Origin of the sequence: Brucella oryzae, assembly GCF_041929965.1 — a bacterium.
In the GTDB taxonomy this organism is placed as follows: Bacteria; Pseudomonadota; Alphaproteobacteria; order Rhizobiales; family Rhizobiaceae; genus Brucella; species Brucella oryzae.
Window position 1 is genome coordinate 210,328 of the sequence record NZ_JBHEEO010000003.1, and the last position, 15,811, is coordinate 226,138.

Sequence of the window (15,811 nt, forward strand, 5' to 3'; positions counted from 1 at the left end):
CAAAGGTCAAGCGCTTTGGTAACGCATCAAGAGACAATTAATTGGCATTCCTACACAAACAATTGATGGGAAACATCATGTCTGTTGCATTAATTAGATTGTATCCATATAGATATGAAGCTATCTATTTGAATGGAATTGATGTGATGAAACAAACATGGGTCGAATTTGCACCGCTTCTTGCAAGTACCGCCAGAGGATGGCGGAAAGCTTTTGATGCAGCAATGGCGGAACATGGTCTTTCCGACGCGAAAGCTATACCGCTGATGGCCCTGTTGCGGCACGGAGATCGTGTCCCTCAAGGTGTGCTGGCCGAACGGGTCGGTATTGAGGGAGCAACGATTGTCCGGGTTGTCGATGAGCTGGAAAAGGACGGCCTGATCCAGCGCGTTGCCGACGATGCTGATCGTCGCGTCAAGCTCATTCAATTGACAGAGGACGGTCGCGTTCTTGCCGACAAGGTGGAAAAGTCTGCTGCTCGTCTTCGTGCTCGCTTCCTTGGTGATCTCGATTCCGATGCTGTTGATGTCGCCATGGAAGTATTGCGCAAGCTGAATGAAAAGTTTCAAACACAGTCTTTCTGATCGGTGACCTGGCCGGAAAGACGCAATGCGTTCAACCGGTATCTCCTGCAAGCCATGATGAAATCAGCCGACACAACCCCGAAATTCTGGGATGTAGTCTTTTCACTGAAGACTTTCGCCGCAGCTATGCTTGCGCTGTGGATCGGCTTGATGGCTAATCTGCCTAATCCCTATTGGTCCATTGCGGCTGTCTATATCGTTGCGCATCCGCTATCAGGTGCAACCACATCAAAGGGTTTTTACCGTCTGATTGGTACGATCATCGGTGGAGCAGTGACCATTCTGTTCGTACCGCATCTGGTCAATTCACCTGAGATTCTGACATTGGCAATCGGTCTCTGGATGGGCCTCTGTCTTGCGATCAGCCTGCTCGACGGTACGCCACGCAGCTATTTGTTCATGCTGGCTGGCTACACAGTAGCAATCGCGAGTTTTGCTGTCGTCTCAGTGCCTGAAACCACGTTTGACTATGCCGTGGGTCGTGTGGAAGAGATCGCCATCGGCATTATTTGTGCCGCTGTCGTCAATCGACTTGTTTTTCCGCGCCATAGCGGTCCGGTGCTCGTCAGTCGTATCGATAATTGGCTGCGTGACGGTTCAAAGCTTGCTTTGGCAAGTATGCGCGGTGGAGGTGCTACACCTGAATTTCTTCGGGATCGCCAGCGACTCGCAGCCGATGCACTTGAGCTACGCAATCTGACCACGCATGTTGCCTATGATACTTCATCAATCAGAAATGTTGGTAGGCTGCTTCACGTGTTGCAGCAGCGCATGGTGGCTGTTCTCCCGATCATATCGAGCCTGCATGATGTGCTGGTGTTGAAGCCCGGTGAAAACGAAACGCCGTGGCATCCAGCCGTGCAGAGTCTTCTGGACGAGGCTTGCGACTGGATAGAAAGTGGTGAGAACCTGACCGAAGAACGCCGCACTGTTCTGTTGCAGTTGATTGAAGAAATTGACCGTCATGGGAAGGACGCAACAAGTTGGGGCGAATTGCTGCCTTTCAATGTGGCTGCTCGCATTCGCGATCTCGTTCAGATATGGAGCGATTGCATCACGTTGCGTCAGGACATTGTGTCCGGTTCCCGGCATTCGCTGCGGTGGCGTCGCTACGACGCGCATCTGAAAGCCCGCCCCATGCATCGTGATTACGGCATGGCACTTCTGTCGGGCTTTTCCGCCTTTCTGGCAACCTGTGTGGCGACTGCATTCTGGATTGCGAGCGGCTGGTCTCAAGGCAGCGCCGCAGCCATGATGGCCGGCATCTTCTGCTGTATCTTTGCAACCATGGATGACCCGGTGCCGGTAATGCGCAAGTTCAACTGGCTGCTTTTGATTGTTATCGTTGCGGCCTTCATATTTGAATTTGCATTGTTGCCGCTGGTGGACGGCTTCTTCCCGCTGGCTCTGGTACTGGGATTGTTCCTCATCCCAGCTGGCTTGTTGCTCGCCATTCCTTCACAATTTCTGCTGGGTATGGTGCTCTGCGTGAATTTGCCGAACATGCTCATGCTCCAGGGACATCTGACACATGATTTCGTCAGTTTTGCCAACGCCAATCTGGCCACGGTTCTTGGAATCGTGATTGCTGCCGTGGTGACGTCGATTGTCCGGTCGGTGGGTGCGGAATGGAGTGTGCGCCGTCTGATCAAAGCAGGCTGGAATGATATTGCACTTGCTGCGGAACGTGGTTCCGGGCGTCATCGTCGCCAGCGCATGAATCGCTTGCTGCTCCGCATGATCGACCGCATCGGCATGATGACGCCACGTCTCGCGCAGATTCCAGCGGCTGATATCGCGAAAGTCGATCTGTTACGCGATCTGCGAAACGGGATGAACACGATCGATCTCCAACAATATCGCTCCAAACTGCCCGAAAATTGTCGGTCGGCCGTTGATGAAGTGCTGGATGGGGTCAGCGCACATTATAGAGCCTTAGCTAACAAACCGCAGGAAACTGGCGAAATCGACAAAGACCTACTCGCCTCCATCGACATGGCGATTACGGCCATTATCGAGAGTGGATCACCGGCGATAGCCAAACGTGTGCGAATGGCGCTGGTCGCTCTTCGCTTCAATCTTTTCCCGAAAGCTCCGCCATTTGCCTTGCCACCGCGTCCGCTGTTGAAACTCTCGCAAGCAGCCTAAAAGAACAATGTGATTTGTGATGCAACCTGAACTTGACATCTACGGAATTTATATTCCGACCCTCTGCGTAATGGCGCTGGGTGCCTATTTCGCAAACTCGGTCATGCAGCGTCTTTTGGCACGCGTGCGCTTCTATCGTTTCGTATGGCATCGGCCTTTGTTCGATGCTGCGATGTATTTTTGCATTCTCGGCGTTACCGCCGTCATTCTTAATGGAATACCGCTATGAAAACGCTCTTTGCACATTCTGGCCGTGTCTTTGTAACTGTCGTCATGGTCACGATGGCAGGGCTTCTAGGCTGGCATTTGTGGGACTACTACATGAATGCCCCGTGGACGCGTGACGGTAAAATTCGTGCGGATGTAGTCCGTATAGCGCCGGATGTTTCAGGTCTCGTCGGCGAAGTGTTTGTCCACGATAATGAAACCGTCCATCAGGGCGAGGTTATCTTTCGTATTGACCAGGCCCGTTACAAACTCGCTCTGCAAGCAGCAGAAGCAAAGATGGATAGCAGCAAGGCGGCACTCGACATGGCCAATCGTGACCTTATTCGCTATCGCCAGCTTAATGACACCACGGTGACACGTCAGAAACTGGAGCAGATTGAGACAACAGCCCGGCAGGCGGAAGCTTCTTATCGTCAGGCACAACTGGATCGCGATCTGGCAACACTCAATCTGGACCGATCTTCGGTAAAGGCGCCCGTCAACGGGGTGATTACCAACTTCTCGCTTCAGCCGGGTGATTATGTTTCCGCCGGAACGGCAGTGACGGCCCTCGTTGATACGGATTCGTTCTATGTTTCCGGCTACTTTGAAGAGAACAAGCTTGAGCGTATCCAGATTGGTGATCCTGTGCTGATCGATATCATGGGCAGCAATGTGCAACTGAAAGGAAAGGTTGAGGGTATTGCCGGAGGGATTGAAGATCGTGAGCGTAGCGATTCCTCCAGCCTGCTTGCGAATGTCTCGCCGACTTTCAACTGGGTGCGTCTGGCGCAACGTGTACCGGTGCGTGTGAAACTTGAAGAAGTGCCGCACAGCGTCCATCTCGTTGCCGGTCGAACGGTCAGTGTTTCGGTTGTAAACTGATTTAAAGGTCCGGCTGTTGTCCGGGCCTTTTTCATGTTAGCAACGATAAAAAATGGTCGGGATTTCTCATGGGTGTGTTGGTCGTTCAGAATTACGAAGGGGCTGGATTGGGACAAATTGAGCCCTTTCTGGCAGATGCTGGTTTTTCGATTGATCTGCGTCACGCATACAGCGGCGATGTATTGCCTACAGACGACGATGGATACCAGGCCTTGATCGTGCTTGGGGGCGAACAGAATGCGCTTGCCGACGTTGAATGTCCCTATTTCCCGCCTTTGCTCAAGCTTATACGGCGGTTTGGCGACAGTGATAAGGCTGTTCTCGGCATTTGTCTGGGCAGTCAGCTCATAGCTCGTGCTTATGGTGGCGCAAATATTCTGGACCGGCCCATGGAGTTCGGCTGGCAAGAAGTTCGGCTTACCGAGGAAGGCAAAGGCGACCCGGTATTGTCCGCCGCAGGAGATGCTTTTCCAATTTTTCATTGGCATCGCGATACGTTTTCGCTTCCGAAGAACGCGTTGCATATGGCGACGAGCGATATGACTCCTCATCAGGCCTATCGCATCGGGCGTGCCGTCTATGGCACACAGTTTCATTTTGAGGCGGATACACAGCTTGTGGCCAAATGGAACGACCAGCTAAGCGAGCCGATCGCGGGTTTCGCGCCGGACTGGGCAGCAGAATATCCAGTGCTCGCAAAGAAGTTCGGAATACAAGCAGATGTCGCGGGAGCTGCCTTAACCAAGGCTTGGATAGCTCAAATCTAGAGATTTTGTAACCGCTCCTTGACCTTAAGTCGAACTCTTGCGTTGCGGCTTTGCCACAGCGCGCAGTCAATTCTGGCTTTTATGGGAAAAGCGGTGATCCGGTGGGAACCGTTCAGTTGCGGGTAACTTTTTTCAGGTGTAACTGAACGCCGTCTCCCCGGGCAGCGACCGAATGAGCAAGGCTGATTGCCAGGCTCCCAAGTAGCGGCTCGTCTAACGAATTTCGTCCGACTCCAGTCGAAAGAGTTTCCGAATATGACCGCCAAGCATGCCGCTCTTCTTACCGTTTTGATGGTTTCCGCGATTGTATTCATGGCGGTTGGCATATTCACCGTAGATGCGGGCAACAATGCGATGTCTACCGACGGTTACGGTATTTCCAGCGCCCACTAACAATTTATTTTGCTTCAATAAAACTCTTTTTCATGCCGTCGATTACGATGGCTGAAAGCTGACCGCTTTTCCATGCATAGGTATCGAGATTGATCCTGTTGGGCTGAATGTCGATAGTGCCTTGTGGCGTGTGTCCATGGACAATGACTTTTTCAAATGGGGCAGTCCAATTGAGAAAAGCCGTGCGGATCCAGATTAGCTCTTCAGGGTCTTGTGCATTGAGTGGCATTGCAGGATTGATGCCTGCGTGGCAGAAAAAGAAGTCACCGAAAGCAACCGAGCGTGGCATGGCGCGAATGAAATCGATATGATCTTGCGGGACGGTTTTCACTAATGCGGTGTGACCTCGCCGGGCTGAATCTGCATCCGTAAAATCAACCTCTACACCGTAGGACCGAGCGGTATCGACGCCTCCGTGCAGCGCGAATATGCCTGCTACATCTCTCGTTGCGAGATAGGTGAGAAAGCCGTCATCGTGATTGCCAAGCAGTGAAATTATGCGCTCGTCTCGACGGGACGCCTCAATCAGGAAATCCAGCACTTCCCTTGAGTTCGGGCCGCGATCAATATAATCGCCAAGGTGAATGATCCGCCAGTCGTGAGCAGGGCGCTGGTCAAGGTCGGCACGAATCAGCCCATGCATGTCCTGCAACAAGTCGAGACGCCCGTGCACGTCCCCAATGGCATAAAGGCGGATACCGTCGGGCCCTCTCGCATCGTTGAAAACCACACTCATTTGCTGTCATCTTCCTTAGTGTTCTTGCCGGTCTTTATGCCGGCCCGCTGCCGGTAGCGCAGACGCGAGACACGTTCGCGTTCTTCGTGCAACTCGCGATCATGTGTTGCCTGCTCCACGAAACGAATGTGCTTTTGAACCGCTTCGCGGGCCGCCTGCGGATTGCCGGCCATGACGGCATCGTAAATGGCGCGATGTTGCGACAGGAACATGTCAGCGACGCCAGGATAGCTGTAGATTAGGCTGCGATTATAAAAAACACCGTCTTTCAGCAGTTGATAGCAAGATCGCAAGGTGTGCAGCAGAACGATGTTGTGTGCTGCTTCACCAATAGCATTGTGCAATTCCACGTCGAGGCGCGCTTCTGTGTCGAAGTCGCTGACGCCATGGGCTTTTTCCATGGCTTCCATGATCTCGGTCAGAAGCGCCTTGTCAGCTGGTGTAGCACGAAGTGCTGCATATTCAGCGGCAATGCTTTCGATTTCCCGGCGATATTCGAGATAATCTGCGGTCGCCTTTCGGTGATCGGCAAAAAGCTTGACCACTGGAGCACTGAATAGCTGTCCGATCACGCTTGCGACGAAAGTGCCGCCGCCATGCCTGGAAATCAGGAGCTCGGCAGTCTCAAGCCTTTTGAGAGCATCACGCAATATCGGGCGGGATATATCGAACTGGCGTGCCAGCTCACGCTCGCCAGGAAGCCGGTCGCCGCCACGCAGAACGCCTTCAAGAATGAGCGTTTCGATCTGGTGCACGACATCGTCTGCCGTGCGGCTTGCCTGTATGCGGGAAAAAATCGTTTCGGCCATGCCGTCTGAAGCCCTCTCCATAACGGCGGCAAAGTAGCCCTTAGCAGGGCATCCGGCAACGGAATATATATTGAGAAGAAAGCCCGGTTGATGATGCAATCGGGCTTTCGAAGTATATGATCAAAAAATGATCAGACCTGTTTGCGCTTGCGTGTCGCGACAAGTACGAAAAGACCAGCGACAAGGCCATACATGGCCCATTTGAACGGAAGTGCGTCGGCTGTCTCGCTACGAATCGGAAGTACGGTTACCGTGCCGGGACGGCTTTCGACGCCGGATTTTCCTTCCGCCTTGGCCTGTTCGATCTGCTGTGGGGATACGACCCATTCGGCGCCCCGCGATTTGTCATAGAACATGAAACCGCAGCCAACGATAATGGCGACGATGACTGCTAGAATGAAGCGTACAGGTGTGTTCATCATTTTTTCCTAGGAAATCAGGATAATGGGGAGGAGATCATCCGATTCGCTTGAATAACGGATTGTCGAAGAACTAAGTGATTTGGAATCAAATACTTAGTCATATTTATATGCCAGCTTACTAATCGAGCGGACATGGCTTATTAATAGACAAACGAAATTCAGTCTATTTTTTTGGCATCTCGTACGGTGATGTACCATTCTCCCAGTAAGGAACCGGGCCATAAAGATCAGCCAGATAGTCGATGAACAACCGAACCTTGGCCGGGAGAAACTGTTTCGATGGATAGACGGCATGAATTGCCACGTTACGGGAAGCGGCATAATCGGGCAGCACTTGTTCTAGCTTGCCTGCGGCAAGTTCCGGACCGATATCCCACGTTGAGCGTTGTGCAATGCCCAGTCCCGCTAGTACTGCCTCGCGTACCATTTCGCTGGAATTGGTTTGGAGTGGCCCCACGGGACGTATGACGATTGGTCCTTTAGGACCTTCCAGCCGCCAGGGGTCATTGTTGTGCGGTGCCAGACAGATATGATTCTGCAGGTCCTCAATTGTCTGTGGCGTGCCGCGTTCCGCGATATAACCGGGGGAAGCGACAAGGATACGGCGCACAGGTGCGAGACGGCGTGCGACGAGAGTTGAATCGGAAAGTTCTGCAATACGAATAGCAAGATCATATCCGTCACCCACAATGTCGACCATTTCGTCGGTAAGCTGCATATTGACGGTCAGATCCGCGTTTGCGCGCATGAATGGCACGAGATAGGGAGCGATATGCATCCGACCGAAAGTCGTCGGGGCTGAAATTTTCAATGTTCCGCGCGCATCAGCAGACCGGCGAGCGACAAAGGCTTCCGCTTCCTCAATGTTGGAGAGAATGGCGAGAACTCGTTCATGATAACCTTGACCGGCCTCAGTCAACGCGATCTGGCGGGTTGTACGTTGAAGCAGTCGGGTTCCGAGGCGCTCTTCCAATCGTCCCAGGCGCTTCGAAACAACTGCTGGCGAAAGACTCAGATCGCGAGCGGCTGCCGACATGCTGCCCGTTGCCACGACGCGGGCAAAGATTTCCATATCTGCCAGACTGCTCATCATGTTCTGCTATCCTACTTCTTGCTGTGCTTTTGCTAAAGCTTTGGATTTAAAGCATCTAGCCGAGCGCCAGGAAACTAGGCAAGCAATTATGCCGCAGCGTGGAAACTGTTTAGCTGCTGACTAAAGTGGTAAAAATGATTTACCACTTGACGAAAATAGTGCGGAGTGCACTTTGGCCACATAAGTGGTGGAGGAGAATATGAGCGGACTTATCATGCCGGAGCCGGACACGTCCGTCATGCAGCGACGCGCGCAGATCGTCGCCGATCTGCGCGACATCGTGCCGGGCGAAGGCGTTGTCGATGCCATCAATGCAATGCGCGTGTTTGAGAGCGATGGCTTGACGGCGCATCGCTCGCTGCCGCTGGTGGTTGTGCTGCCGGAAACGGTCGATCAAGTCTCGCAGGTTCTGCGTTATTGTCACGATAACAATATTCGTGTGGTGCCGCGCGGCGCGGGCACATCGCTGTCCGGCGGTTCCATGCCGCTGCAGGATGCGGTGCTGCTCGGCATGTCCCGCTTCAACCGTATTCTCGAAATCGATTATCCAAACCGCGTTGCCGTGGTCCAGCCCGGCGTGACCAATCTCGGCATTACCAAAGCCGTCGAGCATGAGGGCTTTTATTACGCGCCTGATCCATCATCACAGATTGCCTGTTCCATCGGTGGCAACGTGGCGGAAAATGCCGGTGGCGTGCATTGCCTGAAGTATGGCCTCACCGCGAATAATGTTCTGGGCATCGAAATGGTGCTGATCACCGGCGAGGTGCTCCGTCTTGGCGGCAAGCATCTCGACAGCGAGGGCTATGATCTTCTAGGGCTGATGACCGGCTCGGAAGGCCTGCTCGGCGTCGTGACGGAAATCACCGTGCGTATCCTGCAAAAGCCTGAAACGGCGCGGGCCGTCATGGTCGGCTTTCCATCCAGCGAACAGGCTGGCCAGTGCGTGGCGGATATTATCGGTGCAGGCATTATTCCCGGCGGGATGGAGATGATGGACCGGCCCGCTATCAAAGCGGCGGAGGATTTTGTCCGCGTCGGCTATCCGCTCGATGTGGAAGCGTTGTTGATTGTCGAACTCGACGGCCCGCCGGTGGAAGTCGATCACCTGATCGGCCGGGTTGAAGCATTGGCGCTGCGCAACGGTTCAACGACCTGCATCCTTTCGCAGTCGGAAGAGCAGCGCCTTGCTTTCTGGGCCGGGCGCAAGGCGGCTTTCCCGGCGGTGGGGCGCATTTCGCCTGACTATCTGTGCATGGACGGCACCATTCCGCGCAAGGAACTGCCGCGTGTCCTGTCTGGCATGCGCGACTTGTCTGAAAAATACGGATTGCGGGTCGCCAATGTGTTCCATGCAGGCGACGGCAATCTGCATCCGCTGATTCTCTATGATGCGAATATCCCCGGTGAACTGGAAGCTGCCGAAAACTTCGGCGCGGATATTTTGCGGCTTTGTGTGAAAGTTGGCGGGGTTCTCACCGGCGAACACGGCGTCGGCATCGAAAAGCGCGATCTGATGCCGGAAATGTTCAATGACATCGACCTCGACCAGCAGATGCGCGTCAAATGTGCCTTCGATGCCAAGCATCTGCTCAATCCCGGCAAGGTGTTCCCGCAATTGCGCCGCTGCGCCGAGCTTGGCCGCATGCATGTGCATCGTGGCGAGCTGGCCTTCCCGGATATTCCCCGATTCTGAGTTGTGGTTTTGATCATGAGCGATGCAAATATTCTAAAGCCGCAGGATGAGGCGGGTGTTCTGGATGCGGTGCAGGACGCGCTGGCCAGTTCCACCCCGCTGGAAATCATCGGCCATGGCTCCAAGCGTGGCATCGGACACAGGGTCGATGCCGGTCGCGTGCTGGACGTGTCGCGGCTTACGGGCGTGACGCTGTATGAGCCGGACGAGCTAGTGCTCTCGGCAAAGGCCGGAACGCCGATGGTCGAGATCGAAAAGCTTCTGGCCGACAACAATCAGTGCTTTCATTTCGAGCCGATGGATTATGGCCCGTTGCTGTCGGGCGAGGCTGGCCGCGGCACGATCGGCGGGGCGCTTGCCGCCAATCTGTCCGGCCCGCGCCGTCTCAAGGCGGGCGCTGCGCGCGACCATGTGCTCGGCGTGCGCGTTGTGTCCGGGCGGGGCGAATTGTTCAAATCCGGCGGTCGTGTGGTCAAGAACGTGACGGGCTATGATCTATCCAAGGGTATGGCCAATTCCTGGGGCACGCTGGGCGTCGCCACCGAGGTGACGTTCAAGGTTCTGCCGAAGCCTGAGACGGCGGCGACGCTCGCCGTGCGCGGATTGACCGATGAACAGGCGGCGCGCGTCATGGCCATGGCGATGGGATCGCGCGAGGAAGTCGCCTCCGCAGCACATCTGCCGCCGACGGTCGCCAATCGCTTTCTCGATGGAAAGCTTGGCTGGGAAGCGGCGACCGTGTTGCGGCTTGAGGGCTTTGCGCCTTCGGTCGAGCATCGCAGCCGCCAATTGCAGGCGCTGTTGAGCCGGACCGGCGCGGTTGAAGTGCTGGACGGCGCGCAGTCGCAGCAGCTTTGGCGCGAAGTGCGCGATGTCCTGCCTTATGCCAATAAAGGCGACAATCGTGCTGTCTGGCGCGTTTCAATGACACCAATGCGAGGCTGGCAGATGGTGGACGAATTCCGCCGTCATGCGGGTGTGGATGCCTATTACGACTGGCAGGGCGGCTTGATCTGGATGCGGATGGAAGCGGACCCGGAAGCGCAGATTTTGCGCAAACTCATCGCCAGACATGGCGGCGGTCACGCGACGCTGGTGCGCGCGCCGGAGGCGATCCGCGCTGGCATCGATGTGTTCGAACCGCAGCCCGCAGCCCTTGCGGCCCTGTCGCAGCGGTTGAAACAGCAATTCGATCCGGAAAATATTCTCAATCCGGGCCGCATGCATTCTTATCAGGTTGGAGCGTGACACGATGCAAACTCATTTCAGCCCCGACCAGCTGCGCGATCCTGGCGTTCAGGAATCGGAAAAAATCCTGCGCAAATGCGTGCATTGCGGCTTCTGCACGGCCACATGCCCGACCTATGTGACGCTGGGCAATGAACTCGACAGCCCGCGTGGGCGCATTTATCTGATCAAGGATATGCTGGAAAACGACCGTCCGGCGGATGAGGAGGTCGTGCGCCATGTCGACCGCTGCCTGTCGTGCCTCTCCTGCATGACGACCTGTCCTTCGGGCGTCAATTACATGCATCTGGTCGATCATGCCCGCGCCCATATCGAGAAAACCTACAAGCGCCCCTTCATGAACCGCTTTCTGCGCGGTGTTCTGGCACAGGTTCTGCCCTATCCGGGCCGGTTCCGCGCCGCGCTGAAACTGGCGAAGCTCGGCAAGCCGTTTGCGCCGCTTATGCGCAAGAGCGACGCCCTGAAACCCATGGCGGCCATGCTTGATCTCGCGCCGCAAAACTTGCCATCGGCGGCCCCTATTGAAACCGTCAGCGCCGCCAAAGGCGAAAAGCGCGGTCGCGTGGCGATTCTCAATGGCTGTGCGCAGCCTGTGCTCAATCCGGGTATCAACGCCGCCACCTTGCGGCTTTTGAACCGCTTCGGCATCGAAGTGGTGACACCGAAGGGCGAAGGGTGCTGCGGCTCGCTGGTCCACCATATGGGCCGCGAGGAACAGGCGCTTGAACAGGCGCGCCACAATGTCGATGTCTGGATGCGGGAGATCGAGGCGGGCGGTCTCGATGCGATCATCGTCACGGCGTCCGGCTGCGGCACGACGATCAAGGATTATGGTTACATGCTGCGGCTCGATCCGGCCTATCAGGATAAGGCTGCACGGGTTTCGGCGCTGGCAAAGGATATCACCGAATATTTGACCCTCATCGACCTGCCGGAACCCGATGCGCCGCAGGCGCTGACGGTCGCCTATCACGCGGCCTGCTCGATGCAGCACGGGCAAAAAATCGTGCGACAGCCGAAAGACCTGCTCTCCAAGGCGGGCTTTACGGTGAAGGAACCGCTGGAAAGGCACCTCTGCTGCGGATCGGCTGGCACCTATAACATCATGCAGCCGGAGATTGCCACCAAGCTGCGCGATCGCAAGGTGAAGAATATCGAGGCGACAGGTGCTGCCCTCATTGCAACCGGCAATATCGGCTGCATGACCCAAATCGCCACCGGCAGCAAATTGCCGATTGTTCATACGGTGGAGTTGATCGACTGGGCCTACGGTGGACCGAAGCCGCAGGGATTGTCACAAATCGCTGCATAAAAAAAACCGGGCGATTGCCCGGTTTTTCTTCGATGCCTGTTCACCCCGCCGAGAATGTACTCGGGTTCGGGCCTATCCGGCCATCAGCCCTGTCCAGTTTCGTAATCGCATCGTGATCAGTTCCGTTGAGACGGAAATCGAAGATATCGAAGTTTTCCTTGATGCGAGCAGGCGTAACGGACTTCGGGATGACGATATTGCCCGTTTCAATGTGCCAGCGTAGGATGACCTGTGCAACCGTTTTGCCATGCTTTTCCGCGATGGCCTTCAGCGTGGCATCCTCCAGAATTTTACCCTGACCGAGCGGGCTCCAGGCTTCCGTCGCGATATTGTGTTTGCCGTGGAACAGTCGCAACTCGTCCTGCTGGAATTGCGGATGCAATTCAATCTGATTGAGAACCGGCGTTACGCCGCTTTCCTTGCTAATGCGTTCAAGATCGGCTGTGCGGAAGTTGGAAACACCAATGGACTTGGCGCGGCCTTCTTCTTTCAGTTTGAGAAACGCGCGCCATGTTTCCATGAAAAGGTCTTTTGATGGTATCGGCCAGTGGATGAGGTAAAGATCCACATAATCTGTACCAAGCTTTTTCAGGCTGGTGTCGAATGCTTTCAGCGTCGATTCAAAGCCTTGTTCGCTGTTCCACAATTTCGTGGTGAGGAAAATGTCGCCGCGCTCGATACCAGAATTTTTGATCGCCTGGCCAACGCCCTCTTCATTGCCATAAATGGCAGCAGTATCAATATGGCGATATCCTGCTTTGAACGCTTCGCTGACAGCGGCGACCACTTCGTTGGTACCTACTTGCCAGACACCGTAACCGAGCTGCGGAATGTGATTGCCGTCGTTCAGTTTAACTGTCGGTACGGTCATGATTTATCCTTCCCTCCAAAGCATTCGGCGCGGGTGCCCCCTTGATGCGCATAAATGCTATTGACCCACATGCCGGTTCTTCCTCGACACAACTGCCATCTGGCAGTCTTTGTCATAACTTTTTGGACTTTGCCATGGTTAGCATATGGGTGTTCGGGGCAAAAGGAAAAGCCCTTTCAATCATGTTTCCAAGACTGCGATTACGCTTTCTGTGCAGAAATTTTGATCTTTTCAGATTTATGAAAACAGTACGACCGTCGTCGGGAGAAGACGGTCGCAAAGGGCATGGGAAATGGGTTGGTTAGCGGACAACCACCTTTGCACCAACTGGAACCCGTTCATAAAGATCAGTGACGTCTTCGTTGCGCATGCGAATGCATCCAGACGACATTGCCTTACCGATGGTCCATGGCTGATTGGTTCCGTGGATACGATAAAGGGTAGAACCGAGATATAGAGCACGCGCGCCGAGAGGATTGTTGATGCCGCCTTCCATGCGCGCGGGGAGGATACGCCCCTTTTTGCGCTCACGGGCAATCATCGTCTTTGGAGGTGTCCATGTTGGCCATTTGGCCTTGCGGCTGATGCGCTGCGAACCCTTCCAACTGAAACCCTGCTTTCCGACGCCAACGCCGTATCGCATCGCTTTGCCGCCGGGTTGAACGAGATAAAGGAAGCGTTTGCTTGTATCAATGACGATTGTCCCCGGTTTTTCATTGCTGGAATAGGACACCATCTGCGGCAGATAGATGGGATCGATCTGGCTCTTTCGTACCGTATTGGCCGGATTTGCAGCCGGGCGTTGATATGAAACCTGACGATAGTTCGATTTGACTTTCTGCTTTTGCCTGGCGGCAACGCGCGGCGCTGGCTGCTGAGAGTGCGGAGCAGCCATTATGCGGGCAGGTTGTCCGTGCAACTGAGCTACCCAAGGTGCGGAGAGATCGGGACTCATATATACCGGCGGCAGGGTCGCATAGCGGTCGTTGGCAAACGCCATACCCGTGTTGACAATGGAAACGGCAATCGCCGCAAGCGATCCGATTAAAAGAAGATGACGTGGTTTCATAATCCATATCCGTCTTTTTGCGCCGGAAAATCTTTGTGCGCAGTTGCCCGTTGCAGCTCCTGACACCGTTTGTCAGGAGAGCGGCCCTCATGCTCGTGTGGGAATTGTGTGCCGGAATGGAATCGTAAAGGTAAATTTCAGTCGCGTATTTCACCTGACGGCCCTTCCAATTAAAGTTGTGGTTAGTGTCAGGTTGCGCGACATAATTAATTATGGATGAAACTTGAGAGGCGTAACAGTGAGCGATGTTGCTGGAGCAAAAACCGGTCTGATCGTCGGCGCCGATGGTATGGCACGTTGCTTCTGGCCGGGCGAATTACCCGATTATCTTGCCTATCATGACAATGAATGGGGTGTTCCTGTCTCCGACGATTTTCGGCTTTTCGAGAAAATCTGCCTTGAGGGTTTCCAATCAGGCCTGTCGTGGCTCACGATTTTGCGTAAACGCGAGAATTTTCGTGCAGCTTTCGATAGCTTCGATTTCCATCGTGTTGCGCAGTACAATCAAGAGGATGTGGAGCGCCTGCTGGCCGACAAGGGGATTGTGCGTCACCGTGGCAAGATCGAGTCCACCATCAACAATGCCGGACGCGCAATCGAGTTGGTCGCGGAGAAGGGTTCGCTAGCGGCTTATTTCTGGTCATTTGAACCGGGGGCAGAGGACCGTCCTTCCGTCGTGGATTATCCGACACTGATCGCCAATCCGAAAACCGATACCTCCATTCGAATCTCCAAGGATTTGAAGAAGCGTGGCTGGTCATTCGTTGGGCCAACGACGGTTTATGCTTTCATGCAAGCTATGGGGTTGGTGAACGACCACATCGAAGGTTGTCACTGTCGAATGCACATTGAAAAATTGCGACAGAGTTTCAAAAGACCTAGCTAGAGCAACGATTGCTAAGCCGCATCATTTCTGCGAGAAACATCCATCTTTGAATATGGGAGACGATCATGGATTTGGTGTCGTTGTTGGCATTTGCCGGTATTCTGGTTGTGGCAGCGGGTACGCCGGGGCCGAATGTCGGCGCGTTGGTGGCACGTGTCATCAGTCGCGGCCACAAGGGCGTCTTTCCATTCATGTTCGGGCTGTGGCTCGGTGATGCTATCTGGCTTTCACTCGCGGTGTGGGGATTGGCCGCGTTGGCCAATACTTTTCACACCGCATTTCTCATCCTCAAATATATGGGCGTAGCTTACCTGATCTATCTTTCATGGAAGATGTGGATCGCTCCAGTAGATGAGGTTTCCGATGAGAATACCATTCCCCGTCAAGGCGAGGCCGGGAAGCTTTTCCTTAGTGCGCTGGCGATCACGCTAGGAAATCCGAAGATCATGGTCTTCTATCTCGCCATCTTGCCGACGGTGGTTGATATCACCCATGTTTCGCTGGTTGGTTGGGCTGAATTGTTGCTGGTCATGTTTGCGGTTCTCGCTGCAGTCGATACGGCGTGGGTGGTGCTTGCGGCGCAGGCACGACGGTTTCTGCGCAGCCCGCGCATGATGCGCATCGCCAATCGGACCAGCGCTGGCGTGATGGCGGGCGCTGCTGTCGCTATTGCCACACGCTGAAC

At 54.7% G+C, this 15,811-nt stretch carries 17 protein-coding genes; 11 read left to right on the forward strand and 6 right to left on the reverse strand.

What is annotated here, in order from left to right; genetic code table 11:
* The first annotated feature begins 146 nt into the window (after positions 1-146).
* From JNC70_RS04450 to JNC70_RS04475, 6 genes are all read left to right on the forward strand, one after another.
* Positions 147-584 (forward strand): MarR family winged helix-turn-helix transcriptional regulator, encoded by a 438-nt coding sequence (locus tag JNC70_RS04450; RefSeq protein ID WP_104755544.1) that lies wholly within the window; start codon positions 147-149, stop codon positions 582-584.
* 54 nt (positions 585-638) lie between these two features.
* Positions 639-2,732, forward strand: coding sequence for an FUSC family protein (locus JNC70_RS04455; RefSeq protein WP_104755720.1), 2,094 nt, complete (start codon positions 639-641; stop codon positions 2,730-2,732).
* Between the two features lie 19 nt (positions 2,733-2,751).
* On the forward strand, positions 2,752-2,961 hold the full coding sequence (locus JNC70_RS04460; protein ID WP_104755543.1) for a DUF1656 domain-containing protein: 210 nt from the start codon (positions 2,752-2,754) through the stop codon (positions 2,959-2,961).
* Entirely contained in the window at positions 2,958-3,824 is an 867-nt protein-coding gene (locus tag JNC70_RS04465) for an efflux RND transporter periplasmic adaptor subunit (protein ID WP_104755542.1), read from the forward strand. Before JNC70_RS04460 ends, JNC70_RS04465 begins: the two co-directional genes overlap by 4 nt.
* A 68-nt stretch (positions 3,825-3,892) precedes the next feature.
* Positions 3,893-4,591: a type 1 glutamine amidotransferase gene (locus JNC70_RS04470; protein WP_104755541.1), complete on the forward strand. Its 699-nt coding sequence runs from the start codon at positions 3,893-3,895 to the stop codon at positions 4,589-4,591.
* A gap of 255 nt (positions 4,592-4,846) precedes the next feature.
* The gene (locus JNC70_RS04475) at positions 4,847-4,984 is read left to right on the forward strand and encodes a hypothetical protein (protein ID WP_010660970.1); all 138 of its coding nucleotides are present in this window, start codon (positions 4,847-4,849) and stop codon (positions 4,982-4,984) included.
* A gap of 4 nt (positions 4,985-4,988) precedes the next feature.
* On the opposite strand, the gene JNC70_RS04480 is transcribed toward JNC70_RS04475, so the two are convergent.
* From JNC70_RS04480 to JNC70_RS04495, 4 genes are all read right to left on the reverse strand, one after another.
* Complete coding sequence (locus JNC70_RS04480; RefSeq protein WP_104755540.1) at positions 4,989-5,720, reverse strand: metallophosphoesterase; 732 nt, start codon at positions 5,718-5,720, stop codon at positions 4,989-4,991.
* Positions 5,717-6,529 carry an FCD domain-containing protein gene (locus JNC70_RS04485; protein ID WP_104755539.1) on the reverse strand — a complete coding sequence of 271 codons (813 nt, stop codon included), beginning with the start codon at positions 6,527-6,529 and terminating at the stop codon, positions 5,717-5,719. Before JNC70_RS04485 ends, JNC70_RS04480 begins: the two co-directional genes overlap by 4 nt.
* Positions 6,530-6,660: 131 nt before the next feature.
* Complete coding sequence (locus JNC70_RS04490; protein WP_104755538.1) at positions 6,661-6,948, reverse strand: hypothetical protein; 288 nt, start codon at positions 6,946-6,948, stop codon at positions 6,661-6,663.
* Between the two features lie 166 nt (positions 6,949-7,114).
* Positions 7,115-8,044, reverse strand: coding sequence for a LysR family transcriptional regulator (locus JNC70_RS04495; RefSeq protein ID WP_104755537.1), 930 nt, complete (start codon positions 8,042-8,044; stop codon positions 7,115-7,117).
* A 199-nt stretch (positions 8,045-8,243) separates the two neighbouring features.
* Between JNC70_RS04495 and JNC70_RS04500 the strand changes: the two genes are divergently transcribed.
* The 3 genes from JNC70_RS04500 to glcF are packed head-to-tail and all read left to right on the forward strand — an operon-like array spanning position 8,244 to position 12,300.
* A complete protein-coding gene (locus tag JNC70_RS04500) occupies positions 8,244-9,740 on the forward strand; it encodes an FAD-linked oxidase C-terminal domain-containing protein (protein WP_104755536.1) in 1,497 nt (498 codons plus the stop codon).
* Positions 9,741-9,755: 15 nt separating this feature from the next.
* Positions 9,756-10,988 carry a glycolate oxidase subunit GlcE gene (glcE, locus tag JNC70_RS04505; protein WP_104755535.1) on the forward strand — a complete coding sequence of 411 codons (1,233 nt, stop codon included), beginning with the start codon at positions 9,756-9,758 and terminating at the stop codon, positions 10,986-10,988.
* A gap of 4 nt (positions 10,989-10,992) precedes the next feature.
* Positions 10,993-12,300, forward strand: a complete 1,308-nt coding sequence (gene glcF / locus JNC70_RS04510) for a glycolate oxidase subunit GlcF (RefSeq protein WP_104755534.1) — start codon at positions 10,993-10,995, stop codon at positions 12,298-12,300.
* A 40-nt stretch (positions 12,301-12,340) separates the two neighbouring features.
* Here glcF and JNC70_RS04515 read toward each other — a convergent pair whose 3' ends face one another.
* Positions 12,341-13,171: an aldo/keto reductase gene (locus JNC70_RS04515; protein WP_104755533.1), complete on the reverse strand. Its 831-nt coding sequence runs from the start codon at positions 13,169-13,171 to the stop codon at positions 12,341-12,343.
* A gap of 301 nt (positions 13,172-13,472) precedes the next feature.
* A complete protein-coding gene (locus tag JNC70_RS04520) occupies positions 13,473-14,240 on the reverse strand; it encodes a L,D-transpeptidase (RefSeq protein ID WP_104755532.1) in 768 nt (255 codons plus the stop codon).
* Positions 14,241-14,478: 238 nt separating this feature from the next.
* On the opposite strand from JNC70_RS04520, the gene JNC70_RS04525 reads away from it, so the two are divergent.
* Positions 14,479-15,126, forward strand: coding sequence for a DNA-3-methyladenine glycosylase I (locus JNC70_RS04525; protein WP_104755531.1), 648 nt, complete (start codon positions 14,479-14,481; stop codon positions 15,124-15,126).
* Positions 15,127-15,191: 65 nt separating this feature from the next.
* Positions 15,192-15,809 carry a LysE family translocator gene (locus JNC70_RS04530; RefSeq protein ID WP_104755530.1) on the forward strand — a complete coding sequence of 206 codons (618 nt, stop codon included), beginning with the start codon at positions 15,192-15,194 and terminating at the stop codon, positions 15,807-15,809.
* Positions 15,810-15,811 lie beyond the last annotated feature (2 nt).